20 protein-coding genes are annotated in these 24,099 nt (G+C 69.0%); 11 read left to right on the top strand and 9 right to left on the bottom strand.

The genetic code is table 11. The features are described 5' to 3' along the window. The first annotated feature begins 87 nt into the window (after positions 1 to 87). From C7R54_RS22020 to C7R54_RS22010, 3 genes are all read left to right on the top strand, one after another. Entirely contained in the window at positions 88 to 1,332 is a 1,245-nt protein-coding gene (locus C7R54_RS22020) for a Zn-dependent hydrolase (protein WP_129152581.1), read from the top strand. Between the two features lie 80 nt (positions 1,333 to 1,412). Further along, positions 1,413 to 2,918: a M81 family metallopeptidase gene (locus C7R54_RS22015; protein ID WP_129152580.1), complete on the top strand. Its 1,506-nt coding sequence runs from the start codon at positions 1,413 to 1,415 to the stop codon at positions 2,916 to 2,918. Between the two features lie 123 nt (positions 2,919 to 3,041). Beyond that, complete coding sequence (locus C7R54_RS22010; RefSeq protein ID WP_129152579.1) at positions 3,042 to 4,430, top strand: MFS transporter; 1,389 nt, start codon at positions 3,042 to 3,044, stop codon at positions 4,428 to 4,430. Positions 4,431 to 4,482: 52 nt separating this feature from the next. On the opposite strand, the gene C7R54_RS22005 is transcribed toward C7R54_RS22010, so the two are convergent. From C7R54_RS22005 to C7R54_RS21995, 3 genes are all read right to left on the bottom strand, one after another. After that, positions 4,483 to 6,084 carry an EAL domain-containing protein gene (locus tag C7R54_RS22005; protein WP_129152578.1) on the bottom strand — a complete coding sequence of 534 codons (1,602 nt, stop codon included), beginning with the start codon at positions 6,082 to 6,084 and terminating at the stop codon, positions 4,483 to 4,485. A 187-nt stretch (positions 6,085 to 6,271) separates the two neighbouring features. Continuing rightward, entirely contained in the window at positions 6,272 to 7,714 is a 1,443-nt protein-coding gene (locus tag C7R54_RS22000) for a DUF3999 domain-containing protein (RefSeq protein ID WP_240039663.1), read from the bottom strand. Then, positions 7,711 to 10,773, bottom strand: a complete 3,063-nt coding sequence (locus C7R54_RS21995; protein ID WP_129152577.1) for a DUF2339 domain-containing protein — start codon at positions 10,771 to 10,773, stop codon at positions 7,711 to 7,713. The genes C7R54_RS22000 and C7R54_RS21995 overlap by 4 nt, the downstream gene beginning before the upstream one ends. Before the next feature lie 329 nt (positions 10,774 to 11,102). Here C7R54_RS21995 and C7R54_RS21990 point away from each other — a divergent pair, with 329 nt between their 5' ends. The 5 genes from C7R54_RS21990 to C7R54_RS21970 all read left to right on the top strand — a co-directional run bounded on the left by C7R54_RS21990 (position 11,103) and on the right by C7R54_RS21970 (position 15,233). Next, positions 11,103 to 12,122 (top strand): acyl-CoA dehydrogenase family protein, encoded by a 1,020-nt coding sequence (locus tag C7R54_RS21990; RefSeq protein WP_240039662.1) that lies wholly within the window; start codon positions 11,103 to 11,105, stop codon positions 12,120 to 12,122. Then, positions 12,110 to 12,727, top strand: coding sequence for a class I SAM-dependent methyltransferase (locus C7R54_RS21985; RefSeq protein WP_129152576.1), 618 nt, complete (start codon positions 12,110 to 12,112; stop codon positions 12,725 to 12,727). The genes C7R54_RS21990 and C7R54_RS21985 overlap by 13 nt, the downstream gene beginning before the upstream one ends. Beyond that, a complete protein-coding gene (locus C7R54_RS21980) occupies positions 12,724 to 13,401 on the top strand; it encodes a glycosyltransferase family 2 protein (protein WP_129152575.1) in 678 nt (225 codons plus the stop codon). The genes C7R54_RS21985 and C7R54_RS21980 overlap by 4 nt, the downstream gene beginning before the upstream one ends. Positions 13,402 to 13,411: 10 nt before the next feature. Next, positions 13,412 to 14,113, top strand: a complete 702-nt coding sequence (locus C7R54_RS21975) for a PIG-L family deacetylase (RefSeq protein ID WP_158021258.1) — start codon at positions 13,412 to 13,414, stop codon at positions 14,111 to 14,113. A gap of 85 nt (positions 14,114 to 14,198) precedes the next feature. Then, positions 14,199 to 15,233 carry a tripartite tricarboxylate transporter substrate binding protein gene (locus C7R54_RS21970; RefSeq protein WP_240039661.1) on the top strand — a complete coding sequence of 345 codons (1,035 nt, stop codon included), beginning with the start codon at positions 14,199 to 14,201 and terminating at the stop codon, positions 15,231 to 15,233. A gap of 15 nt (positions 15,234 to 15,248) precedes the next feature. Here the strand turns inward: C7R54_RS21970 and C7R54_RS21965 are convergent, their stop codons facing one another. The 3 genes from C7R54_RS21965 to C7R54_RS21955 all read right to left on the bottom strand — a co-directional run bounded on the left by C7R54_RS21965 (position 15,249) and on the right by C7R54_RS21955 (position 17,711). Beyond that, complete coding sequence (locus tag C7R54_RS21965; protein ID WP_129152573.1) at positions 15,249 to 16,229, bottom strand: NAD(P)H-quinone oxidoreductase; 981 nt, start codon at positions 16,227 to 16,229, stop codon at positions 15,249 to 15,251. Between the two features lie 226 nt (positions 16,230 to 16,455). Then, positions 16,456 to 17,169, bottom strand: coding sequence for an LrgB family protein (locus C7R54_RS21960; protein ID WP_240039660.1), 714 nt, complete (start codon positions 17,167 to 17,169; stop codon positions 16,456 to 16,458). Between the two features lie 98 nt (positions 17,170 to 17,267). Then, complete coding sequence (locus C7R54_RS21955; protein WP_129152572.1) at positions 17,268 to 17,711, bottom strand: CidA/LrgA family protein; 444 nt, start codon at positions 17,709 to 17,711, stop codon at positions 17,268 to 17,270. 312 nt (positions 17,712 to 18,023) lie between these two features. Between C7R54_RS21955 and C7R54_RS21950 the strand changes: the two genes are divergently transcribed. Next, positions 18,024 to 19,001, top strand: coding sequence for a LysR family transcriptional regulator (locus tag C7R54_RS21950; protein ID WP_129153134.1), 978 nt, complete (start codon positions 18,024 to 18,026; stop codon positions 18,999 to 19,001). Positions 19,002 to 19,053: 52 nt separating this feature from the next. Here C7R54_RS21950 and C7R54_RS21945 read toward each other — a convergent pair whose 3' ends face one another. Continuing rightward, positions 19,054 to 19,800: an SDR family oxidoreductase gene (locus tag C7R54_RS21945; protein ID WP_129152571.1), complete on the bottom strand. Its 747-nt coding sequence runs from the start codon at positions 19,798 to 19,800 to the stop codon at positions 19,054 to 19,056. Positions 19,801 to 20,314: 514 nt separating this feature from the next. On the opposite strand from C7R54_RS21945, the gene opgC reads away from it, so the two are divergent. Next, positions 20,315 to 21,520, top strand: a complete 1,206-nt coding sequence (gene opgC, locus C7R54_RS21940) for an OpgC domain-containing protein (protein WP_240039658.1) — start codon at positions 20,315 to 20,317, stop codon at positions 21,518 to 21,520. Here opgC and C7R54_RS21935 read toward each other — a convergent pair. Continuing rightward, positions 21,501 to 22,130 (bottom strand): SGNH/GDSL hydrolase family protein, encoded by a 630-nt coding sequence (locus tag C7R54_RS21935; RefSeq protein WP_240039657.1) that lies wholly within the window; start codon positions 22,128 to 22,130, stop codon positions 21,501 to 21,503. The two genes, opgC and C7R54_RS21935, sit on opposite strands and share 20 nt — an antisense overlap. Positions 22,131 to 22,628: 498 nt before the next feature. On the opposite strand from C7R54_RS21935, the gene C7R54_RS21930 reads away from it, so the two are divergent. Continuing rightward, entirely contained in the window at positions 22,629 to 23,312 is a 684-nt protein-coding gene (locus C7R54_RS21930; RefSeq protein ID WP_158021257.1) for a lipopolysaccharide kinase InaA family protein, read from the top strand. A gap of 30 nt (positions 23,313 to 23,342) precedes the next feature. On the opposite strand, the gene C7R54_RS21925 is transcribed toward C7R54_RS21930, so the two are convergent. Beyond that, positions 23,343 to 24,029 (bottom strand): GntR family transcriptional regulator, encoded by a 687-nt coding sequence (locus C7R54_RS21925; protein ID WP_240039656.1) that lies wholly within the window; start codon positions 24,027 to 24,029, stop codon positions 23,343 to 23,345. Positions 24,030 to 24,099: the final 70 nt, after the last annotated feature.

The following is a 24,099-nucleotide window of genomic DNA, read 5'->3' as shown; positions in this document are numbered from 1 at the left end:
GCAGCGTTCGCGGCACTTGCGGCACTTGCGGCACTTGCGGCGCCGGTGGCGACGCCGTGGTTTAACGCTTTATCTGGAAGGCATGACATGGATACCTCTACTCTCGACACCCTATCGTTGCGCGTGAACGGCGCTCGCCTGTGGGAGTCGCTGATGACGCTGGCGCGCATCGGCGCCACGGACAAGGGCGGCGTGCGCCGCCTGGCCCTGACCGATCTCGACCGGCAGGGGCGCGACCTGGTGGCCGGGTGGGCGCGCGAACTGGGCTGCAGCGTGCGCGTGGACGCCATCGGCAATATGTTCATGCGCCGCGCGGGCCGCCGCGACGACCTGCCCCCGGTGATGGCGGGCAGCCATATCGATACGCAGCCCACCGGCGGCAAGTTCGATGGCAATTATGGCGTGCTGGCGGGCATCGAGGTGCTGCGCACCTTGCACGACCATGGCGTGCGCACCGAGGCGCCGCTGGAAGTGGCGGTGTGGACCAACGAGGAAGGCTCGCGTTTCGTGCCGGTGATGATGGGCTCGGGGGTGTACGCGGGCGCGTTCACGCTGGAGCATGCCCTCGACGCGGTGGACCGCGATGGCGTCAGCGTGCGGTCGGCGCTGCGGGAAATCGGCTATGCCGGCGCCGATGCCGTAGGCGGCCAACCCGTGGCCGCCTACTTCGAGGCCCACATCGAGCAAGGCCCGGTGCTGGAGGCGGCCGATGTGGTGATCGGGCTGGTGCAGGGCGCGCTTGGGCAGCGCTGGTACGACCTGACCATTACCGGGATGGAAGCCCATGCCGGCCCGACACCCATGGCCCTGCGCCAGGATGCCCTGCTGGCCGCCGCGGATGTCATCAAGCTGGTCAATCGCATCGCGCTGGAGCACGCGCCGCACGCGCGCGGCACCGTGGGTTGCCTGGATACCTATCCGAACTCGCGCAATGTCATTCCCGGACGCGTGGGGATGACGGTGGATTTGCGTGCCGCCGACGACGCCACGCTGGACCGCATGGCCACGGCCTTGCGCGACGGCATCGCCGCGATTCGCGGCGTCGCCATGGACCTGCGCGAAGTCGTGTACTTCCCGCCCCAGGCCTTCGAGCCGTCCTTGATCGCCAAGCTGGCCGAGGGCGCGCGGGCCCTCGGGTTGTCGGCCATGGACGTGGTCAGCGGCGCGGGCCACGATGCCGTGTACCTCGCGCGCGTGGCGCCCACCGCCATGATCTTCGTCCCGTGCAAGGACGGCATCAGCCACAATGAAATCGAGGACGCCAAGCCCGAGCATCTGGAGGCCGGCTGCAATGTCCTGCTGCAAGCCATGGTGAGCCGGGCAGGGGTATAGGCCCACGCCTTCCGGAAGCAAGCTTGCACGTGCGCCCTCGCCGGCGCGCGCCCCCTTCGGGCTGACCTGAGGAGCCGCCCATGAAAGTCCTGATCGCCCGCATGAACCACGAGACCAATACCTTCTCGCCGGTTCCCACGCCGCTGTCGTCCTTCGGCCGCAACGGCCCGCTTTATGACGATGACGCCCTGCGCGACAACGACGGCGGCCGCACCGCCATGTCGGCCTTCATCGACCTGGCGCGGGCCCATGGCGCGCGGATGGTGACGCCCTTGTCGGCCTGGGCCAACCCCAGCGGGCCCGTGCACGCGGACGCCTATGACGCCATGTGCGAACGCATCCTTGCCGCCGTGCCGGGTTGCGACGCGATCTTCCTTGACCTGCATGGCGCCATGGTGGCGCAGAACAGCGACGACGGCGAAGGCGACCTGCTCGCGCGCGTGCGCAAGGCGGCGCCCGGCGTGCCGCTGGCGGTGGCGCTGGACCTGCACGGCAACGTGACGCCGACCATCATCGACAACGCCGACGTCATCGTCAGCTTCAAGACCTATCCACACGTCGACATGTACGAGACGGGCGAGCACGCGGGCCGCCTGCTCTGGCGCATGATCGCCGGCGATTTCCGTCCCGTGATGGCCTGGCGGCGCCTGCCGTTGATGACGCATACGCTGCGCTCGGCGACCGACGCTGGCGCGATGCAGGCGGCGGTCAGCGCGGCCAGGGCTGCCGAGGCGGCCGACGACGCCGTCGTGGCCGCCTCGGTGCTGGCGGGTTTCGGGTTGGCGGATATCGCCAAGCCCTGCATCAGCGTGATCGTGGTCGCCGACGGCGATCTCGCACTGGCCGACCGCACCGCGGCGCGCCTGGCCGACGAGATCTGGAAGGCCCGCGACGGCTTCGTGTACCGCAGTCCGCCCATGGCGGATTCCCTGCGCGAGGGCGCCGCGCGGGCACAGGGCCAGGACAGGCCCATCCTGCTGCTGGATCACGGCGACAACTGCAATTCCGGCGGCACGTGCGATACCACGGCGGTGCTGGAGGCGGCGCTGGCCGCCGGCATGGAGGGCATCCTGGCGGGTCCCTTGTGCGATCCCGAGGCGGTGGCGGCCATGATCGCGGCCGGCGTCGGCGCGCGGGTCACGCTGCCGCTGGGCAACAAGCGCCCCCTGGACAATATCGGCATCCACGCGCGACCCATGCAGGCCAGCGGCATCGTGCGCGCCATCACCGATGGCGAGTACGTGATCACGGGGCCGGCCTATACCGGCATGCGGGTGGGCATGGGGCGCTGCGCGGTGCTCGACATGGGCGCGGCGGTGGTCGTCGTGTCCGAGTTGCCGCATGAGCCGTGGGACCTGGGGGTGTTCGAAAGCGTCGGCCGGGATCCCCGCCGCGCCCGCTTCCTGCTGCTGAAATCGCGCATGTACTGCCGCCCCGTCTTCGTGCCCATCTCGGCGGGCCTGGTGGAAATCGACAGCCCCGGAGTGACTACGTCGGACTATTCCATCTTTCCCTACGCGAAGCGGGCCCGCCCCCTGTTCCCCATGGAGGACGCGCGGTTCGACGCACAGGCGCCCGCGGTATAAGGCCGGCCGGCGGCCGGCGCGGGTTTGACAGCCGGCGGGTTACGGGAGTACACCCTTACCCGCTCCTCATGTCCGGCCGTGCAACGCGGCCGGCGCCGCCGACCCTCTTTCCTCAAGCTGCACATGCCCGCGTCGCGCCTGTCGTTCTCATTGCAACAACCCCTACCCGTTGGACAAGGCCTGCCGGCCGCGGATCGGCGCCGAGCCGCCTTGGCCGTGATGCTGGGCGTTTGCATGGCGAGCCTGGACACCGCCATCGCCAATACCGCGCTGCCGGCGATGGCGCGCGACCTGGGCGTGGGCGAGGCCGATTCCATCTGGGTCATCAGCGCCTATCAGCTGGCGATGGTCGCGGCGCTGCTGCCGCTCGCGTCGCTGGGGGAAATCATCGGCTATCGACGCATCATGGTGGCCGGCATGGTGCTGTTCACGCTGGCCTCGCTGGCCTGCGGCCTGTCGCCCACCCTGCCGTGGCTGGTGGCGGCGCGCGTGGCGCAGGGGCTGGGCGGAGCGGGCATCATGGCCGTCAATATCGCCATGCTGCGCTATATCTATTCGGATCGCTTGCTGGGCGCGGGCGTGGGCTTGAATTCGCTGGTGGTGGGTTTCGCCTTTGCCGCCGGCCCCACCGTGGCATCCCTGATCCTCACCGTCGCCAGCTGGCACTGGCTGTTCCTGATCAACGTTCCCGTGGGCCTGATCGCGCTGCGGCTTTGTTTCCTGTCGCTGCCTGCCAGCGCCGGCAGCGGCCATCGCTTCGACGGCATGGCCGCGGTGTTCGCCGCCGGCTTCCTGGCCTTGCTGGTCTTCGCCCTGAACGAGGGCGCGCACGTGGCGCCGCCGCGCATGATCGCGATAAGCGCCGCGGGCGCGGCGATCTGCCTGCTGGTGCTGCTGCGCCGGCAAGCGGGCCATCCCGCGCCGCTGCTGGCCGTGGACCTGCTGAAGCGGCCGATGTTCGCATTGTCGGCCGCGACCGCCATGTGCACGTTCGCCACGCAATCGCTGTCCTTCGTGTCGCTGCCTTTCCTGCTGCAAAACGGGATGGGCTACTCGCAGGTGGAAACCGGCTTCCTCATTACCCCCTGGCCGGTGCTGGTGGCGGTGCTGGGACCCGTGGCGGGACGCCTGTCGGACCGTTATGCGGCCGGCCTGCTGGCGGGCGTCGGCCTGGCGGTGCTGGCCCTGGGCATGATGCTGCTGGCCTTGCTGCCGGAGTCCGCCGGCGTGTTCGACATCTGCTGGCGCATGGCCCTGTGCGGCGCCGGTTTTGGTTTCTTCCAGTCGCCCAATGTGCGCGCGCTGATGACGTCGGCCCCGCCCGCGCGCAGCGGCGGCGCGTCCGGCATGGTGGGCACCGTGCGTCTGCTGGGCCAGTCCAGCGGCGCGGCGCTGGTCGCGGCCTGTTTCCATGCCTCCAGTACGGAGGGAGCCTTGATGGCGCTGTGGCTGGGCGCGTTGTTCGCGGGGCTGGCCAGCATCGCCAGCTTCATGCGGCTGCGCTTCGGCTGAGCCGGGCCGGCGCGGCGTCCGGCTGGCGGGGCGGGCTCGCGGCGCCGCCGGCTCAGGCCACCAGCGGCGCCCCATCCTTGCCGGGCGGGTCCAGCACGAAGGCCTGGCGCCACGCGCCGAGATCGCGCGCGCGCATGGGCCGGCCGTAGTAGTAGCCCTGGCCGAATTGCACGCCGTGCGCGCGCAGGAAGGCGGATTGCCGCGCGGTTTCCACGCCTTCGGCCACCATCCTCAGGTCCAGCTTGCGTGCCAGGGTGATGATGGTCTCCAGCACCACCGCCGACACGGCATCGGTTCCCACGCTGTTGACGAAGGCGCGGTCTATCTTCAGGAAGTCGGCCTCCAGCTGCTCGATATAGGCCAACGAACTATGCCCCGTGCCGAAATCGTCGATGGCCCACTGTACGCCGCGTTCGCGCAGGCGTCGCATGTTGGCCCGCACGACCTCGGAATCCGGCAGGGCCGCGCGTTCCGTCACTTCCAGCACCAGGGTGATGGGTCCGAGGCCTTCGATACGCCGCAGCAGCGCCTCGACATCGTCGACAAAATCGGTCCGGGCCATGTGCTGGGCGCACACGTTCAGGCCCAGGTGGGCGTGCGGCGGCAGGCCCAGCGTGCGCAGGTCGGCGGCGGCCAGGGCGAAGACGTGGCGGGTGAGTTCGACGATCAGGCCGTTTTCCTCGGCCACGGGAATGAAGAGATCGGGCCGTATCGGTCCCGCGGACGGATGATTCCAGCGCAGCAGGGCCTCGACGCCCGAGAACGCGCCGGTCCCCAGTTCGACCAGCGGCTGGTACACCAGGTGGAACTCGCCGTTGCGCATGCCCTTGCGCATGTCGGTGGCCAAGGTCATGCGACGGTCGAAATAGCGGCGTGTCAGGTAACCGCACACCAGGCAGGCCAGGACCAGGAAAGCCAGGTAGTTGTGCCAGATATCCCGGCGGAACGAATCGATCTGGTGGTTCAGGACGGTGACGCGAACGTCCACCGGGTAGGCGCGCGACGAGGACACCTGGGTCTCGTCGCCGACCTCGTGCGCGGGTCGTTCGCGTTCGCCGGCATCCAGCAGGGGCAGGCGGCGCTTGCCGAGCAGGATCTCGATGTCATAGAGGCCGTCGCGGGCAGCGGCGCTCTTGAGGTCGTACAGGTATTGGGCATCGACGAAAGCCACCGCGCCGCTGCCGGCGGCCCGGCCATAGGACACCTGGACGGCGGGCCGGTCCGGCACCAGCAGGGTGCCGGCGACAGGCGTGATGGTCAGGCCGGGGCCGATCTCCCCCTCGGGTGAAATGGCGTAGAGGGGTGTCGTGATGTCCGTGTAGACCGACCAGCAATAGATCTGGTTGTCCTGCACCAGTCCCAGGGACCGGAAGTAGGGCCGCAGGGTGCCCATGCGCATGAGCCGGTTCCTGACTTCCTCGCAGGGGCGGCCAAGGCTGGTCGTGGCCAGGCTGTGGGTGGCGTCCTCGGCGTGCATGAGGATGTTCTCGATCTGCTTGCGGACCACCGCGGCCGTGATGCCGGCTTCGTTGGCGGCCTGGCGGCGCGCCTCGGTGGTGATCAGGGGCAGGATGAGAAGGATGGGGGCCAGCGTACCCAGTATCGTCAGCGTCGTGCCCCACAGTCTGCGCTTGAATGTCTGGCGGTCAGGCACGGCGAGTCCCGATGGTAGGGGTAGGGTGGGCGCGGTCGCGGCGTTCGGCCCTGGTGCCGGATCGTGGCGCCTGCCTTGCGTTGCGACCGACGAGGGAGTCAGCTATATCACCAGAGTCCGGTCATCATGTAAATGAGACAAGTCTTAGCCAGGCCCGCGTGGTTCCCGGCGTTCGCGGCGTGGCGCTTTACCCTGAATTCGCGCGGGACAGGCGCCAGGCCATGAGGCCCAGCACCACCACGGCCACCACCAGCACCGCCCACAGGACATAACGGCGGTTCGAGTCGGGGTCCGCGGGACGGGCCGCCAAGGCGGCCGGCATCGGCGCCAGTTCCTGGCCCAGCCGCGCTTGCGCGGGCGCCGCGGCCTCCACCGCCATCAGGTCGGCGAGCGGCACCGCCACGGGCTCCCATGCGGAATTGCCCACCGCCAGCACGAAGGGGCCCGCGCCGCGCGCCACGAACGTGACGACCGTGGGCCGCCAGCCCAGCGCCACCGTGGGCTGGCCGCTGCCCAGGCCGCCGCCGCGGGTGTCGACCAGCAGGCGCCACTGCCTGTCGGTGTCGACGGGCACGGCCCACGGCGGATTGCGTTGCTCGTCGCCGGCCGCATTCGTGGCAGACCCGCCCTGCAATCTCAGCAACTGCCCCGCGGCCACCATGCGCCATGGCTGCCGCGCATCGTTGCGCGAATAGAGCTGGCCGTACGCAACCGTGTTGGCTTGCGGCAGGTCGAACTGGATGCGGTCCACGGGATATGCGCCGCCGGTGTCGAACAGGTACTCGCCCGGGCTGGCGCCCGCCCGCGTGGCGATGCCGCCGCGCCAGGCGCGCGTGGGCGGCGTGGCATCGACGGGAATGGACTCGCCCTCGATGCCGGCCAGGGCAGGGGCGCCGTCGGGCCAGCGCAGGCGCACATAGCGCGCACGCAGGCCGTCCAGGTCCACCCGTTCCTGCGCCAGCGTGGCGTCGCCGCTGGCGGCTTTCAGCAAGGGCGCCTGGATCACGGGTGTCCAGGCGCGCAGATCCTCGCTGGCGGAGATATCCACGCGGCCTTGCCAACTGCTGTCCTGCAAATGGATCAACAGCGCCGACAACGGCGGGCTGTCCGCGCCCAGGTCGATGACGTCACCGCCGCGCGTGGCGGCGGGCGGCGGCTTGGCCGCGGCGCGCAGGCCGCCGTCGGGGCCGATGGTGACGCTGAGCGCGCTGTCCGCCGCGCCCGGGCTGGCGGCGGCCGGAAGCGGGAACCAGCGCAGCGGCCGGCGCGTCGCGGGGCGCGTGGGTGCGGCGGTATTGTCGAACGAGTAGGGCACGAACTCGCCGGCGCTGTTCAGGATGCGCAGGTCGCCCAGGTCGCCGCGCAGGCTGGCGGCGTAGACCGCGTCGTTCAGGGTGACCCGGTAGTAGGGGGCGCTGGCGAGCTGCTCCAGCGCATAGCGCCGAACAGGGGCCGGGGGGGCCGGGTCCGGTGCGACGGACGTCGTGGACGGCGCTGCCGTTGCGGCCGTCATGGCGGCGCCGGCGAGGGCCGCCGCCGTCGCCAGGATGGCCGCCAGCGCGCGCCGCGGTCCGCCCGCGCGCGCGAGGCGCGGCTGTCGAGAGGGGCCAGGCAAGGACGACGGGATCATGCGGAATTCTCCGTGGCCCCGGTCTTGCGGGGCGGCAGGGGCGAGAAATAACCGATCAGGAGCAGCAGCACGCCGATGCCGATGAAGGCGACGATGCGCGAAATGCCCGACAGATAGGATAGGTCGAAGAGGAAAAGCTTGACCACGGTGATGGCCAGCAGCCCCGCGCCGGTGAACCACAGCGGCCGGCTGCCGCGGCGGGTGGCCAGGATCATCGTGGCCAGGGCGCATACCGTCCAGAACACGGAGACGGCGGCCTGCACCAGCGTCGATGCGCTCAGCGCGTCCAGGTCATAGGCGACACCGCTCCAATGATGCAGCGTGCGCAGCAGCATCGCATTGAGCCAGACGAAGGCCGTCAACGCCGCCAGCGCGCGCGGCAGCGGGCTGCCGCGACCATACGGCTTGCCGGCCGGGCGCAGGTCCAGCGCATCCAGCCGCCGCACCCATACCGTCGCGGCCAGTGCCGCCAGCAGGATCGCGACGTCCAGCGGATTCAGCAGCGGCAGGTAGAACAGCGGCGCGGCGTCGCCGTCCGAGAAGACGCTGAGCAGGCTCCAACCCCACAGCAGCACCGCCAGCGGCGTCGCGCCCCAGACCAGGTAGGCGCGGGCGTGCCGCCGCACGGGCCACGCCAGGCGCGCGCCGGGGCCAGCCAGCAGCAGCAACATCAGGCCATAGCCATAGGCCCATGCGCTCCATTGCCAGGTCCCTTCCGGCACCCAGGCGCCGAGCCGCGCATAGCCTTCCATCGTCAGCAGGCCGCACAGCGTCCAGAACGACAGGGTGTGCAGCGCGTCCAGCAGGCGCGGCGGCAGATCGTCGCGTTCGCGATAGAGCAGTAGCCACGACAGCGCCAGTCCCACGGGCAGCGCCACGACGGTGGAAAGCGGGGCTGCGGCCAGGCTGGCCAGGGCGCCGGCGATGGCCAGCGCCGGCGGCAGCGCGGCGCCGGGCCAGCGCGCCAGCGGCCAGTCCAGGGCGCGGCACAGGCCATGCGCCATCCATGCGGTCAGCACCAGGAACAGGATGTCGGCATCCAGCGCGTATTGCCAGACGCTGGCGGCGTAGGGGTAAAGGTCGAAATACTGATGGATCTCGTAGAGACCGCCCGCAGTCCACCACAGCATGCCCCAGACGGCCATCGCCGCGCCTATGCCGGGCAGCTCGCGTCGCCAGGCCGCGGCCGCTGGTTTGCCGTTCAGGGGTTTGCCATTCAATAGCCAGGCGGTGAACAACGCGGCCACCGCGATCAGCACCTTGCCGATGTAATTGCCATTGAGCACCGGCAGCGGCACCGACGCCTGGCTGTAGTACGTCTGCAGGCTGAAGAACACCAGGCCCGCGGCGATCTGCAGCAGCAGGGCGAAGCCCAGCGCCAGCAGGCGGCGCTGGCGGACGCTGACCCACGCGATGGCGGCGCCTTCGATGGCCCATACCGCGCTGGTCGTGGGGCCGGTGAAGGCCAGCGGCACCGCCAGGGTTGCGAAGATGACGCCCAGCGCCAGCATGGCTTCGAACAGCAATGCCAGGCGGCCGTGGCTGCGCCGCAACCACGCCGCCAGCAGCAGGTAGAACGCGGCCAGCGCCAGGGCGCTGTAGGCCAGCGCGAATTCCTTGCCCTGCACCAGGGCGGCCTGCAGCAGGATGGCGACCAGGGGCGTGCCGAAGACCAGGGTGCCGTCGACGTAGTGCTTCAGGGCCAGGTTGCGGCGTATCGCGTAAAGCAGGGCGATGCCCACATACATCAGGAAGAAGAGCAGCAGGAAGGGTTCGGTGCTGGCGAACAGCGCCGGCTGGTAGGCCGATGCGCCCCACGCCGCGCCGATGCCGAACGTGAAGACGAAGCCCAGCAGGTTCAGCGGACGCCAGGCCTTGAACCAGGCGATCGCCAGGATGCCGGCATTGAGCAGCGCGTAGTAGCTGAACAGCATGACATGGCTGCCGCCGCCGGTGGATAGCAGCACCGGCGCCAGGAATCCGCCGGCGCTGCCCATGAAGGCCAGCATCGCCGCGTTCTGCCGCACGGCCAGCAGGGTGCTCAGCACGCAGATGGCGATCATCAGGGGCAGGGCGGCACCAGCGGGGAGCAGCGCGTAGAGGCGCGTCGCCGCGAAGACCGTCAGGTAAAGAACGCCGACGCCGCCGCCTTGCAGCACCAGCCCGTAGGCATGGCGGCGGTCGCGCAGGCGCCAGCCCACGGCCAGCAGGGCGATGGCCGCTCCCGCCACGCCGGCCAGGCGGAACTCGACCGGGAACATGTCGTTGTCGGCGGCGTACTTCAACAGGAAGGCGATGCCGAAGAACAGCACGATCATGCCGACCCGCACGACCGTGTTGCCGCCCAGCAGCCACCCGCGGATGGCGGCCACGGCACGTTCCACCGCGTCGGGCTCGCGCAGCTTGACGCGCGGCGAGGCGGCGGGGGCGGTATCAAGCGGCGTATCGAGGTAGGCGTCGAGGTCGACATCGTCGTCGGACGCGGCCTGCGCCGCGACCGGGGGCGCGGACGACACTGACGAAACCGGGGAAACGGCCCGCATGGGCACGGCGGCGCCTGCCGCGCCGGCCGCCATTGCCGCTGCCACGGCGGGCGTGGGCGGCGCGGCGGGAAACACTTCGGCGTCCGCGCTGGAGGGCAGCGCTTGCGGATCCTCCTGGACCAGCGGCGGCAGGCCTCGCGCATCCGCCGCGCCAGCGGCGGCTGCGGTGGCGGGGGGTACCGCATCGTCCGCGGCCCGGCCGGCGCCGGCACCGGCGACGTCAGCCGCGCCCCCTGCGGCGGGTCCGTGCGCGCGCAGCCGTGCCATTTCAGCCCGTAGTTGCGCGACTTCGCGCTCCAGGCGCAGCACGCGCTCGGGCAGGGGCAGGTAGGCCGTTCGCGATCCCTGTCCGGCCGCGTCCGGCGGCTGAGGGGCGGCGGCCCGGCGCCTGGCCAGGTGTGGCAGCGCGAAGCCGACCGCCGCGCAAAGCACGGCGACCGACAAGATGGGCAGGTCATAGCTCAGGGCGAAGCCCGCGCCGAAGAGGAAACCCAGGAACGCCAGCAACCAGCTCATGATTCTTCTCTCAGGTGACGACCGCGGCGGCGCCACAGCTGCCCATTTTTCATTGGCGGTCCCGACGTCAGCCGGCAGGACGCGCGCGGCGCGGTGCCGCGGTCGGATTATGCCAACGCCGTCCCCAATATGTATCTACCGTGACAGGGCGACCCTCCCGGCGGGACCGCGGACAGGGCGCTGGATGCCCGGAGAGCCGCGCTCCGCTTGCATCCGCGCGACAGGTTACTGATGTGATCTATTAGTAACGCCCCATATCAACCGGCCGGAAGCGGGCATGGTGATTGCCAGGGCCGAGCCAAAAACAAGGAAAACAGAGGATTTCCCGCATGCCATCTGCCTCGTTGGCCTCTTTCCCCTGGTCGGCCGAAGATCCGGCCGCGAGCCTGCGCGCATTGATACGCCACATTGGAGACCTGCCCCTGCCGGGGGCCGGCCGCAGCCTGGACCGATGGCGCGTCCTGGCCGATGTGGCCGCCATGGACGTGACCGCGGTCAAGCTCTATGAAGGGCATGCCGATGCCGTGGCCATCCTGGCCGAACTGGACCCGGCGGGCCGGCACGACCGCATGGCGCGCGCCCAGGTCGACGGCGCGCCGGTGTGGGCCGTCTGGGCGGCCCAGCCGCCGGACGCCCGCGTGGAGGGCGCCGCGAGCAAGGAGGGCGTGACGCTGACCGGCCGCAAGGCCTGGTGCTCCGGCGCGGCCTGGGTCACCCATGCGCTGGTGACCTATTTCGACGAGGCGGGAGACGCGGCCTTGGCGGCGGTGCATATGGGGGCGCCCGGCGTACGCGTCACCGACGAGGGGTGGCGGGCGGTGGGGATGGGCGGCACCGGCAGCGTCGACGTGTGCTTCGACAGGACGCCGGCGTGGCCGGTCGGCCAGGCTGGCGCCTATGTCTCGCGTCCGGGCTTCTGGCACGGCGGCGCAGGCATCGCCGCATGTTGGTATGGCGCCGCCCTGCCGCTGGCGCGGGCGCTCGCCGCCGCGCAGGCGCGCCGCCCCGAGCCCCATGCGCTTGCCCACCTGGGCAGGGTCGATATGTCCTTGCGCCAGGTGGCGGCGCTGCTGCGCGAAACGGCCGGGGCCATCGACCAGGACCCGCGCGGCGATGCGCGGACATGGGCGCTGCGGGTACGCGCGGCCGCCGAGGCGGCCGCATCGGGTGTGCTGGAGGCGGCCGGCAAGGCGCTGGGTCCCGCGCCCTTTTGTCGCGATGCCGCGCTGGCGCGCCGCTATGCGGATCTTCCCATCTTCCTGCGCCAGAGCCACGCCGAGCGCGACCTGGCGCAACTGGGCCACGACGTGGCGCGAGGCGCTTTGCTGGAGGACACATGGCAGCTGTAGAGACGGCGTACTTCCAAGGGCTCTATGCAGGCTGCGACGATCCCTGGGGCCTGTCCACGCGTTGGTACGAAGCGCGCAAGCGCGCCTTGCTGCTGGCCAGCTTGCCCAACGAGCGGTGGGGGCGCGTCTTCGAACCCGGTTGCGCGAACGGCGTGCTTACGCTGGACCTGGCCGGGCGTGCCGATCACGTGCTTGCCAGCGACCTCAGCCAGCGCGCGCTGGACGCGGCGCGACTGCGGCTGGACGCTGCCGGCATGCGCAACGTCGTCTTGCGCCGGGCGGTATTGCCCGAGGAGTGGCCCGTCGCTCCCGAGGAACGTTTCGACCTCATCGTGCTGAGCGAACTGGGCTACTACTTCGATGCGCGATCGTGGGCTTGCCTGGCGACGCGCGTCATGGACTGCCTGGCGCCCGGCGGCACCATCGTGGCCTGCCACTGGTTGCATGATTTCGCGGAGCGCCGCCTGGATACCCATGCGGTGCACGGCGCCATCGCGCGACTGGCGGGCCTTTTTCCCCTGGTCGACCATGCGGAGCAGGATTTCCTGCTGCAGGTGTGGAGCCGGGACTCACGGTCGCTGGCGCGCCGGGAGGGGCTGGCATGATAGGCGTAGTGGTGCCCGCGCATAACGAGGAAGCCTGCCTGGACGCCTGCCTCGGCGCCCTTCGACGGGCGGCTCGCCATCCCCTGCTGAACGGCGAGGAGGTGCGCATCGTCGTGGTGCTGGACGATTGCCACGACAGGTCGGCGGAAATCGTCATGGCCAGGGCGGTCACCGGCTTGCGGCTGGACGCCCGCAACGTAGGCATGGCGCGCGCCCATGGCGCCGCGCACCTGCTGGCGGCGGGAGCGCGCTGGCTGGCGTTCACGGATGCCGATTCCCTGGTCGACGAACGCTGGCTGGCCGACCAGCTTTCCCTGGCGTGCGATGCGGTGTGCGGCTGCGTGACGGTGGAGGATTGGTCGATGCATTCCAGCGCGGTGCGCTCGCGCTACCAGGCCCATTATCAATATCGGGATGGCCACAGGCATGTGCATGGCGCCAACCTGGGCGTCAGCGCGTCGGCCTACAAGGCTGCAGGCGGCTTCCGCGGCCTGAGCCTGGGCGAGGATGTCGCGCTGGTGGAGGCCTTGCTGGCCAATGGCGCTTCGGTCGCGTGGACCGCCTTGCCGCGCGTGGTGACCAGCGCGCGCAGGGTAGGGCGCGTCGTCGGCGGCTTTGCCGATTTCGTCACCGGCCTGGCCGATAATGACGACCGCGCCGCCGCTGTCGCCTGAGGCCGCTATCATGCGTGCGCTATTCGACGCCGGGCGATTGCTGGTGATCTCGCCCCATCTCGACGACGCGGCGCTGGGCTGCGGCATGCTGTTGACGGTGGCCACGCGGGCATACGTGGCCACCGTCTATAGCGGCATGCCGGCCGATGGGACGATGTTGACGAAATGGGACCGCGACTGTGGCTTCAGCGATAGCCAGGCCGCGATGCGCGCCCGGCTGCTGGAGGATGCGCGCGCCATGGCCTTGCTGGGCGCCGAGACGGGCTACCTGGGATTTCTCGACAGCCAGTATGCGCCCTTGCCGGGCCGGGAGCGCCTGGCCAAGGCCTTGGCGATGATCATCGATGACTACGCGCCGGACGTGGTGGCGATGCCCTTGGGCTTGCATCATTGCGACCATGAGCGGGTGCGCGAGGCCGCCCTGCTGGTCATGGCACGGCGGCCGCGACTGTTGTGGCTGGGTTACGAAGACATGTTCTATCGGTATCGGGCCGGCGTCCTGCAGCGCGTGCTGGGCCAGTTGGGGCGCCGACGCATCCGCGCGACGCCGGTCGAGTGCGCCACCCCCGGCGATCCGGATCGCAAGCGGCTGGCCGTGCAGGCCTATGCCAGCCAATTGCGGGCCGTCGGCGTGCATACGTCCGACGCCGCCGGCGCCGAGGAGCGGTATTGGTGGCTGGATGCCGGTGGCGGCGCCGGCCGGGAAACCTGATCGGCTTGCCGTGGATGATCGGCTTGCGGTCGCGGAACTAATATTTTAGTATTTTAGTATACCAACTACACCCATGAGACATCCCATGCCCGCGATCCATCCCGCCCCGGCCGCCCCGGCCGTCATTTCCCCCGCCCGCCGCCGCATCTTCCGGGGCCTCGCCGCCTGGATGTCCTCGCTGGCCGGGCTGGCCTCGTTGGCATGCGCCCCGGCAGTCGCGGCCGGCACCTACCCCGACCACCCCATCACCATCATCATCCCCGCGTCCCCGGGCGGCGCCATCGATATGGTCGCGCGTCTGATCGGACAGAAAATGAGCCTCTCGATGGGCCAGTCCATCGTGGTGACCAACAAGCCGGGCGCCACCGGGACGATAGGCGAGGATTACGTGGCGAAGGCGCCGCCTGATGGCTATACCCTGGTGCTGGCGGCCAGTTCGCACGCCATCAACCCGTCCATGTTCAAGCTGCCCTATGACACCGTGAAGAGTTTCGCGCCGGTGGCCATGACGCACTCGGTGCCGCTGATGCTGGTGGTGACGCCGAGCCTGCCGGTGAACAACGTGCGCGAGCTGATCGCCTACGGCAAGGCGCATCCCCATGAACTGACGTTCGCGTCCAGCGGCCCGGGCGGCGCGCCCCATTTTTCCGGCGAACTGTTCAAGAGCATGGCTGGCCTCGACATGGTGCACGTGCCCTACAAGGGCAGTACGGCGGCGCATCCGGACCTGACCAGCGGCCGCGTGTCCATCATGTTCGATACGCTGGCGGCGCTGCATGCGCCGGTCTCCGGCCATCTGGTGCGGCCTCTCGCCGTCACGACCACCCATCGCGCGGCGTCCTATCCCGATGTTCCCACCATGGCGGAAGCCGGCCTGCCGGGCTATGACACGAGTACCTGGGGCGGCGTGCTGGCGCCGGCGGGAACGCCGCCCGCCATCATCGAGAAGCTCAATACCGAAATCAACAAGGCCTTGTCGGCGCCCGACGTGAAGCAGAACCTGGCGCAGATGGGCATCGAACCCGTGACCCAGTCGCCGCGGTATTTCGCCGACTTCATCCAGTCGGAGATGGTCAAGTGGCAGAAGGTCGCGCGGGACGCGAACATCCGGCCCGAATGACGATCTTTGTCGTGGTCAACCGGCGTTGAGCATGATCTTGCCGATGTTCTGGTTCGCTTCCATGCGGCGATGCGCGTCGGCGGCCCGCGCCAGCGGGAAGACGCTGTCGACCACGGGCTTGATGTCGCCACGGGCGAAGGCGTCCAGCCAGCGCTCCCGGAACCGCCGGACCATGGCCTGCTTGACCTCCGGCGGCCGCGACTTCATCACCGTGCCCATGATCTGCAAATGGCCGAACAGCAGGCGGTCCATGGGCAGCGTGGCGGACTTGCCGCCCATCAATCCCACTTGCACCAGTCGCCCGCCATCGGCCAGGCTGCGCACATTGCGCTCCAGATAGGGCGCGCCGACGAAATCCACGATGACGTCCACGCCGCGTCCGCCGGTGGCGCGCTTCACGGCCTCGGCATAGTCCTCGTTCTTGTAGTCGATGACCAGGTCGGCGCCGAACTCGCGTACGCGCGCGGCCTTGGCGCCGTCCGCGGTGGCGTGCACGGTGGCGCCCACCGCGCGCGCCAGCTGGATGGCGGCCGAGCCGACGCCGCTGGCGCCCGCGTGGACCAGGACGGTCTCGTGGGCTTCGAGCCGACCCAGGTGCAGCATGGCCTCGTGGGCGGTGACGAAGACTTCGGGGATGGCGCCGGCGTGGATATCGTCGAGGCTGGACGGAATGGGCATGGCCATGCGGTAGTCGATGCGCGCGATCTCGGCGTAGCCGCCGCCGCCGACGATGCCCATCACGCGGTCCCCCGGCCGGTAGCCTTGCACCTGGTCGCCGACGGCGATGACTTCGCCGGCGATCTCCAGGCCCATCAGCGTCGAGTCGCCGAAATCCGCGCGGCCGTAGGCGCCGCGCCGCTGGTTGAGATCGGCGCGGTTGACGCCGGCCGCGCGGTTGCGGACCAGCAGGTCGTGCGGGCGGACGACGGGGTCGGCGACATCTTGCAGTTGCAGGACGTCGGCCTCGCCGAAGTCCTTCATATCGATGGCTTTCATGGCGGCCAGGGCTCCGGGCGCGGGACGCGGCGTACCTCGGACCAACCCGGCGGCGCGCCCCTTGGATCAGGGAATGACGAAACGGCCGATCATACTGATTCCGGCCGGCGGCGGCGCCGCGGCGCCACGCTGCTGTCCGGGCGATGGACGCGGCTGGCGTTGTCGTGACGACAGAAGCAGGCCGGACGCGGGCGTTCGTACGTCGGCGCGGCGGCGGCCTGCGCGCTCAGGCGCCCGGCAGGCGGCTGACCAGGCCGCTGACCAGGCTACTGAGCGCGGGCCCGGCCACGACCATGCCGATGCCGGCGATGACCAGCGTCAGGCTGGCGACCACGCCTTCCTCGCTATCGCGTTCGCGGGCGCGGGCGGCGCCGAAGCCGTGCGCGCCGGCGCCATAGGACGCGCCTTGCGCCAGCGTGGAGCGCAGCCGCAATACGGCCAGCAGGCTGTCGCCGGCCAGCATGCCCACCAGGCCCGTGATGATCGTGAACAACGACACCAGTTCCGCCGAGCCGCCCGTGCGCTCGGCCAGCGCGACGGCGAAAGGGGTGGAGATGGACCGCGCCATCAGGCTGTGCGTGACTTCGGGGCCGAACCCGAACAGGCGCGCCAGCAGGCAGCTGCTCACCATTGCCATCACCATGCCGGCGGCCACGCCCAGTCCCAGCGACAAGGCATGGCGGCGCGCAACGCCGCGGTATTCGTAGATGGGAACGGCGAAAGCCACCGTGGCGGGTCCCATCAGCCAGGTGAGCCAGTGCGTTTCCTCGAAATACGAGGCATAGGGAATGTGGGCCAGCAGCATCAGCAGGATGGTCAGCGCCGGCACGACGATGGCCGGCGACAGCCACGGTTTGCGATAACGCAGGTACAGGGGCTTGGCCACGGCATACAGCAGCAGCGTCCAGGCAAGGCACAAGACAGGCAAGAGGGTATTCACTGCGGCGGTCAATCGGTCAATCGGTCAATCGGTGCGTCGGTCAGTCGGTGCGTCGGTGCGTGGGGCCGCGGATCAGTCAGTCAGTGGGGCAGGCGTGGTCACGCCGTCTTGGCGTCGGCCTGGCGTTGCCCGCGGCGCGCCAACCTGTCTTCCAGGTGGCGTCCCGCATGCACGGCCAACGCGGTGGCCGCCATCACCAGCAGCGTTCCCAGCGCGATCGCCAACACCAGTTGCACGCCCACGCGGCGGAACAGGTCGAAGTACTTGACCACCGCGACCACGCTGGGAATGAAGAACAACACCAGCTCGTTGAGCATCCAGTTGGCGCCGCCCTTGATCCATTCGACCTTGACGATGCCAGTGAGCAAGAGCCCCAGCACCGCCAGCAGTCCCACCACGCCCGGCGCCAGGGGCAGGTGCAGCAAGGCGGTCAGGCCTTCCGCCGCGCCGAAGGCGAGGACCAGGAGCAGGCTTTGGCCCAGGCGCGAGGCATGGGGGCGCAGGCGCGCCGCCAGGGGAGAGGTGAGGGGGGAGGACTTCATGTTGCTGCTGCTTGTTGCGGTTGCTTGTTGCTGCTGCTTGTTGTCGCCGCCGATTGCTGCCACCGCGTATTGCCATTGCCGCCATTATCCGGAAAGCCTCCGGCAGGGCCCGCTGGCCGCGTGCGTCGACGGATCGATAGGGGAAGTGTAGGCACGCCCGCTTGATGTATCCAGTGAATTATTTCTATTTTTATTATTCTGTTTTGGCATAATAAGGTTCAAAGGCTAGGCCCAACGACAAGGCTCAACGACAGGGCCCAAAGCGCACGCGGCACCGCCGCGGTGCGCGACCGTATCGTCTGGAGATCCGTGGTGGAATTACGCGCGTTGAAATATTTCGCCGAAGTGGTGCGCCTGGGCAGCTTTACCGCTGCCGCCGACGCACTATTCGTGACCCAGCCCACCGTCAGCAAGATGGTGCAGGTGCTGGAAGACGAACTGGGCGTGCCCCTGCTGGCGCGCGACGACGGCCGGCGCAAGCGGGGCGTCACGCCCACCGATGCCGGCCGGCGGGTCTATGCCCGCGCGCAGGAAATGCTCGCCACCGAGGTCCTGCTGCGCGACGACCTGGAGGCGCTCGGCGATCTGACGCGCGGCAGCCTGACCATAGGCCTGCCGCCGCTGGGCGCATCGCTGGTCGCGCCGGCCATCGCCGCGTTCCATAAGCAGTGGCCCGGCGTCGAGCTCAAGCTGCTGGAATCGGGCGCGCGTGCCGTGGAGCGGGCCTTGCGCGAGGGCGAGCTGGATGTCGGCATCTGCCTGGCGCCCGTGCCCGACGATATGGAAGGCATACCCATCTGCGACTATCCGCTGCACCTCCTGGCGCCGCGCGAGGGGCGCTGGCAGGGCCATTCGACGCAATCGTCGGTGCGCCTGGCGGACCTGGCGGACGAACCCTTCCTGCTGTACGGGGAAACGTTCCAGCTCAACGAGACCATCGCCCAGGCCTGCCGCTCGGTGGGCTTTACGCCGCGGCTGGCCTGCCGCAGCAGCCAATGGGACCTGATCGTGACCCTGGTGGAGTGCGGCATGGGCATCGCGCTGCTGCCGGCGCTCTACGGCGAGCGCCTGGACCGGCGGCGCTTCGTTTCCCTGCCCATCTCGCAGCCGGAAATCCGCTGGCAGCTGGTGGCCTGCTGGCGCCGCCATGCCCAGCTATCGCGGGCGGCCCGCGCCTGGGTCGATGCCACGCGGGAATTCTTCGGCGCCGCGCCGGCGCGCCGAGCGGGGGCGTCAACGGGGGGCAAGGGCCGCAAGGGCAAGGCGGTCGGCCGCAATCCGCAAGCATAGGCGCCGCCCGCGCGATCCCCGGTGCGCTTCAAGGCATGGCCCACGGGATCCCTCAGCGCCCCCCCGATACATCCAGGAAAGCGCCCGTCGAGTACGTCGCCTCCTCGGAAAAGAACCACATGATGGCGCCGGCCACTTCCTCGGCCGTGCCGCCGCGCCGCAAGGGCACCATGTGCTTGACGCGGTCCACGCGGCCGGGTTCGCCGCCGCTGGCATGGATGTCGGTGTCGATGATGCCGGGGCGGACCGCGTTCACGCGGATGCCCTCGTCGGCAACCTCCTTGGACAGGCCTATCGTCAAGGTATCGAGGGCGCCCTTGGACGCCGCATAGTCGATGTACTCGTTGGGCGATCCCAGCCGCGACGCGGCCGACGATACGTTGACGATGACGCCGCCCCCGCCGCCCAGGCTGATCGACATGCGGCGCACCGCCTCGCGACAGCAGATGAAGGGGCCGACCACGTTGACATCGAGGATGCGGCGCAGGCGCGCGGCATTCATGTCCCGCACCTTGGCCTGCTGCTCCAGGATGCCGGCGTTGTTCACCAGGCCGTCGAGACGCCCGTAGCGCTGCTGCACGGCGTCGAACAGCTCGACGATTTCCGATTCCTGGCCGACATCGGCGCAGAAGGCCTCGGCCCGGCCGCCCGCCGCGCGTATGCGCGCGACCACGCTGGACGCGGCTTCCTCATTGCTTTTGTAGTTGACGCAGACGGTGTATCCGCGCCGCGCGGCGAGCAGGGCCGTGGCGGCGCCGATGCCCCGGCTGGCGCCGGTGATCAACAGGACTTTGTTCATGGTCGGGCCTTGGGTGTCGAACCGTATTCCGGAGTGTCTATCAGAGTGCATGCCGGCGTCCACCCCGGGCGGCCGGCGCGCTTCTTCCTGCCCCGGACCGGGATCCGGTCCGGGGCCCGGTCGGACACCCGGCGCGACCCGCCATCGCGGCTGTCGCATGCCTTGCCATGCAATCCTTGACCGCTCGTTGCGACCGCCGGGCCCTTTCCTGGGAACGAGGCAATGGCTGGAGTTTTCTGGTTACGTTTTCGACGACGAACTTCAACAATTCCGGTCCATCTATGGGTAAGCTGGGGTTTACCCGATAGTGCAACGCAGAAATGCGCGGCCGGCGAGACACCAGACGAACCTCTCCGGCGGCACCCGTGACCGTGCCCGTGCCTGCCCCCGTTTGCGTGCGCACCGGCGATGTCGAAGGCAGAAGCAGATCATGGCGGCAAATCCTTCCCCCCCGGCAGCTCCCCTCCATTCCGGCGTTCGCACCCCAGCGGCGGCCAAGGCTGGCCGGCCGCGCATGTGGGAGCTGGATGCGGTGCGCGGACTGATGCTGGTCCTGATGCTCTCCACCCACCTGCCGACCAAGTTCGCCATTCCCGCTTCCCAACCCTTCGGCTTCGTTTCGGCGGCCGAGGGCTTTGTCATGCTGTCGGCCTACATGGCCGGGCTGGTCTACACCCGGCGCTACATGCGCGACGGCATCGCGGCCATGCACAAGGCTTTCCTGCGCCGCGCTCTGGTGGTCTACGCCTGCCAGGCGGCCTGCCTGCTGTTCCTCTTCACCCTTATCGCGGTGCTGGGCCTGGCCATTCCTCAGCCGGACGTGCAGCACTTGATGTGGTACTACCTGCAGCAGCCCACGACCGCCTTCCTGTCCGCGCTGGCGCTGATCTACAACCCGCCCTTGCTGGACATCCTCCCCATCTACGTGATGTTCATGCTGATCAGCCCCTGGGTGCTGTCCATCGGTCTGCGGCATGGCTGGCGCGCCATCCTGGCGATCAGCGGGCTGCTGTGGTTCGCCACGCAATTCGGCCTGTCCCAATCCCTCTATTCCTGGCTGGTCGACCTGACGGGGCTGCCGGTCCCCTTCAGCGAAACGGGCGCGTTCGAAACCTTCGGCTGGCAGCTGTTGTGGATTTTCGGCTTGTGGCTGGGGTCGACCCATGCGCGGGTGCCGCCCGAGCAGCGCCGGCCTTTCCCTCGCCTGCTGGTGCTGGGCGCCGCGGTGATCGCCGGAACGTTCCTGGTCTGGCGTCACCTGACCGGACAGGCGCCGTTTCCCGATGGCGACCCCATCAATTTCCTGTGGGACAAGTGGCATCTGGGGCCGATGCGCCTGCTGAATTTCTTCTCGCTGGTCATCCTGGCCATGCACTACGACGGTGCTCTGAAGCGCTATCTGCCGCGCCTGCCCTTCCTGGAAACCATGGGCCAGTCATCGCTGTCGGTGTTCTGCGCCCATCTGGTGGTGGTGCTGCTGGCCCTGTGCGTGGTCGGCGTGGCCACGCCGGCGCGCTCGTCCTGGCTGGACGCCGCCCTATATATCGGCAGCGTGACCCTGCTTTATGGCGTGGCGGTGATCATGCGTTCCGGCAAGGCCGCGGCGACGTCGCGCCAGCAGGCCAGGCCGGCAACGGTCCTGGCTGGCGCCGGCCCCGGCGGCACGGCGCCTGGCGTCCGGGCCGCCGGCGAGCGGGGCGCTAATCGAGGTGGGCGGTGATGATGCGCTTCCACAGCGCATAGCCGTCCGCGTTCAGGTGCAGCTTGTCCTCGCGGAACAGCTCCATGCGCGGTTCGCCCTTGTCATCCAGCATCGATGAGTAGACGTCGATGAAATCGGCGTTGGCGACCGTCAGCGTATAGGCCTTGATCAAGGCGTTGGTTTCCTTGATCCGTGGAATCAGCGACGCCCGCAAGGGGCTGGGCTTGATCGAGATGTAGGCGATCCGGGTCTTGGGCAGGTCCTCGCGTACGCCATCCACGAACTTGCGGTAGCTCTGCAGGACCTGTTCCGGCGTGCGTCCTTCTGCCAGGTCGTTGTCGCCGGCATACACCAGGACCAGGCGTGGCTTGTACGGTGCGACCAGGGCATGCAGGTGCTGCGTGCAGTCCAGCATGCGCGAGCCGCCAAAGCCGCGCTTGACCACCACCGGCAAGGAACTGAAGTCGGCTTCCAGGTTGTTCCAGAGGCGGATGGAGGAACTGCCCACGAACAGCACGCCACCCGGCTTGGGCGGGTGTTCCTTGTCGGCCGCCGCGAACGCGGCCAGGCTGGCATCCCAGCGGTTGTCCACCGTGGCCGTGGCGTTCTTGTCCAGGGCGGCCGTCATGGCGGGCGCGCTGGTCGGGGGAGCGAGGACGACGGCGGGGCTGCGGGAAACAGGCGTAGCAACAGTCTGGGCCCGGGCGCCAGCGGCGAGGACCGACAGAAGACCACACGTCAACGCGGCAAGGCGTAAAACGTTCATCAAACACCGAATAGCTAGAAAAGGCCGCCGGCTGCGCGCACCGTCCCGGACGCGCGGCCTGCGTCCCGGTCCGGTCTTCAGAATGCCACCATCTTCCGGGAAGTCCGGAACACGTCCAAGGGAAAAATTGTGTGTGACTTCGTCAGGCCGAAAATGTTGTTATTCGGGCACAAAATTTCCCATATTTGACGAAAATTTTACTGAGGCCTCTGAAGTTTGTAAGCTCGCAACAGTTTGGCCATTTTTGTTAAGGCATCGAACAACATAACCGCAACGGCCTGGCAATCCCGCCGGTGCGCCAGGTAGTGGATGGAGTGGTGCGGCATGGTTCGCGCCCCCGGCGAACAGAGGTGTCGGACAATGCGTCCGCAAGAATCGAGTTTTTGGTGGTCAGTACAGGGCGAGTGGGTGGAAGAGCCCAACAATCGGCGCGGCGGTTTCAGCGGCGTCCAGCGGGTGCTTGTGCCGGAGGCGGGCGGTTGCTATTACGTCAAGCGCCAGCGCAATCATCTTTTCCGCAGCGTCCGCTACCCAACGGGGCGCCCCACGCTGTTGCGCGAATGGCAGAGCATGCGTTTCTGCCAGAGCATAGGCGTGCCCACCGCGCCCTTGGTCTTCTTCGAGATGCGCAAGAGCGAGGCGGGCTGGGAATCGATCCTGGTGACGCGCGGCCTGCAAGGCTACGTCAGCCTGGAGCGGGCCTACGCCGAAAACCTCTGGTCCTGTGAACAGCGCGCCGAGGCCTTGCGCGCGGTCGCCGGCGCGCTGATAGCCCTGCACCGCGCCCGGCGCAAGCATGGCCATCTGTATCCCAAGGAAGTCTTCGTCGACTTTTCCGGCCCGCGGCCGGCCGTGGCGATCGTCGACTGGGAGCTCAGCCGCTATCGCCTGACGGCCGCGCAGGCCGCCCAGCCCGATGTGCGGCGCCTCTTGAAATCGCTGATCGCCCTGGGCATGCCGCAGGACGAACTGCGTCTGTTCCTGGACGCGTATCGCAACGGCGGCATCAACCTGCCGCCGATGCCGCAACTGGCGCGCAGCTAGGCGGGACGCCCGCGGCGCGGGCCGTTACTGTTACTGCGCCTTGGGGAACAGCGCGATGAAGTCCAGCAGCTTTTCCCCCAGCAGGTTCACATGGCCGCGCATGGCCGCGCCGGCGCCTTCCTCGTCGCCGGTGGCCAGCGCGCGCAGCACGGCCGCGTGTTCGGTCAGCGTATCGGCGCGGCGACTGGGCTTTTGCGTCACCATCTTGCGATAGAGGCCGATGCGGTTGCGCAACGTGCGTGTCTGCTCCGCCAGGAATGCATTCTGCGACGCTTCATAGATCAATTCATGGAAGCGCCGGTTGATCTCATAGAACGCTTCCACTTCATCCGTGCCGGCCAGCGCTGCCAGCTCTTCCTGGTAGCGGCTCAATTGCGCCAATTGCGCCGCGTTGATGCGGCGTGCCGCCAGGCGCGCGCACAAACCCTCCAGTTCCGCCATGACCTGGAACATCTCGATCAGGCGGGTGGCCGATAGCGCCACCACGAGGGCCGGCTGCCGCGTGCGGATCTGGATCAATCCCGTCGAGGCCAGATGGCGCAGCGCTTCCCGCACCGGCGTGCGCGAGACCTGGAACCGTTCGGCCAACTCCATTTCGTCCAGGCGCGCGCCCGGCCCGAGCGTGCCAGCAAGGATTTCGCTTTCCAGGATCTGCTGGACCTGGGCGGCGCGGCTGGCGCCGCGCGATGTCGTTACGGAAGATGGAGCGGAAGACACGGAAGGCTCGTCGTCGAGGAAGGATAGTCGCCCAAGGCAGGCGCCAAGTCATTTTAGCGCTTAATGTATG

Source organism: Achromobacter aloeverae (genome assembly GCF_004121055.1).
GTDB lineage: Bacteria > Pseudomonadota > Gammaproteobacteria > Burkholderiales > Burkholderiaceae_B > Bordetella_C > Bordetella_C aloeverae.
Note: the sequence above shows the minus strand (reverse complement) of the source record. Positions and strands in the feature narration are given on the sequence as shown.

Coding starts and splice junctions, on each gene's coding strand:
- C7R54_RS21975 (WP_158021258.1), top strand. CDS start 13,412: ATGCGTGCGCTATTCGACGCCGGGCGATTGCTGGTGATCTCGCCCCAT.
- C7R54_RS21930 (WP_158021257.1), top strand. CDS start 22,629: ATGCGTCCGCAAGAATCGAGTTTTTGGTGGTCAGTACAGGGCGAGTGG.
- C7R54_RS21995 (WP_129152577.1), bottom strand. CDS start 10,773: ATGAGCTGGTTGCTGGCGTTCCTGGGTTTCCTCTTCGGCGCGGGCTTC.
- C7R54_RS21955 (WP_129152572.1), bottom strand. CDS start 17,711: ATGAAGTCCTCCCCCCTCACCTCTCCCCTGGCGGCGCGCCTGCGCCCC.
- C7R54_RS21970 (WP_240039661.1), top strand. CDS start 14,199: ATGCCCGCGATCCATCCCGCCCCGGCCGCCCCGGCCGTCATTTCCCCC.
- C7R54_RS21965 (WP_129152573.1), bottom strand. CDS start 16,229: ATGAAAGCCATCGATATGAAGGACTTCGGCGAGGCCGACGTCCTGCAA.
- opgC (WP_240039658.1), top strand. CDS start 20,315: ATGTGGGAGCTGGATGCGGTGCGCGGACTGATGCTGGTCCTGATGCTC.
- C7R54_RS21990 (WP_240039662.1), top strand. CDS start 11,103: ATGCCATCTGCCTCGTTGGCCTCTTTCCCCTGGTCGGCCGAAGATCCG.
- C7R54_RS22020 (WP_129152581.1), top strand. CDS start 88: ATGGATACCTCTACTCTCGACACCCTATCGTTGCGCGTGAACGGCGCT.
- C7R54_RS21985 (WP_129152576.1), top strand. CDS start 12,110: ATGGCAGCTGTAGAGACGGCGTACTTCCAAGGGCTCTATGCAGGCTGC.
- C7R54_RS21980 (WP_129152575.1), top strand. CDS start 12,724: ATGATAGGCGTAGTGGTGCCCGCGCATAACGAGGAAGCCTGCCTGGAC.
- C7R54_RS21945 (WP_129152571.1), bottom strand. CDS start 19,800: ATGAACAAAGTCCTGTTGATCACCGGCGCCAGCCGGGGCATCGGCGCC.
- C7R54_RS22000 (WP_240039663.1), bottom strand. CDS start 7,714: ATGATCCCGTCGTCCTTGCCTGGCCCCTCTCGACAGCCGCGCCTCGCG.
- C7R54_RS22015 (WP_129152580.1), top strand. CDS start 1,413: ATGAAAGTCCTGATCGCCCGCATGAACCACGAGACCAATACCTTCTCG.
- C7R54_RS21935 (WP_240039657.1), bottom strand. CDS start 22,130: ATGACGGCCGCCCTGGACAAGAACGCCACGGCCACGGTGGACAACCGC.
- C7R54_RS22010 (WP_129152579.1), top strand. CDS start 3,042: ATGCCCGCGTCGCGCCTGTCGTTCTCATTGCAACAACCCCTACCCGTT.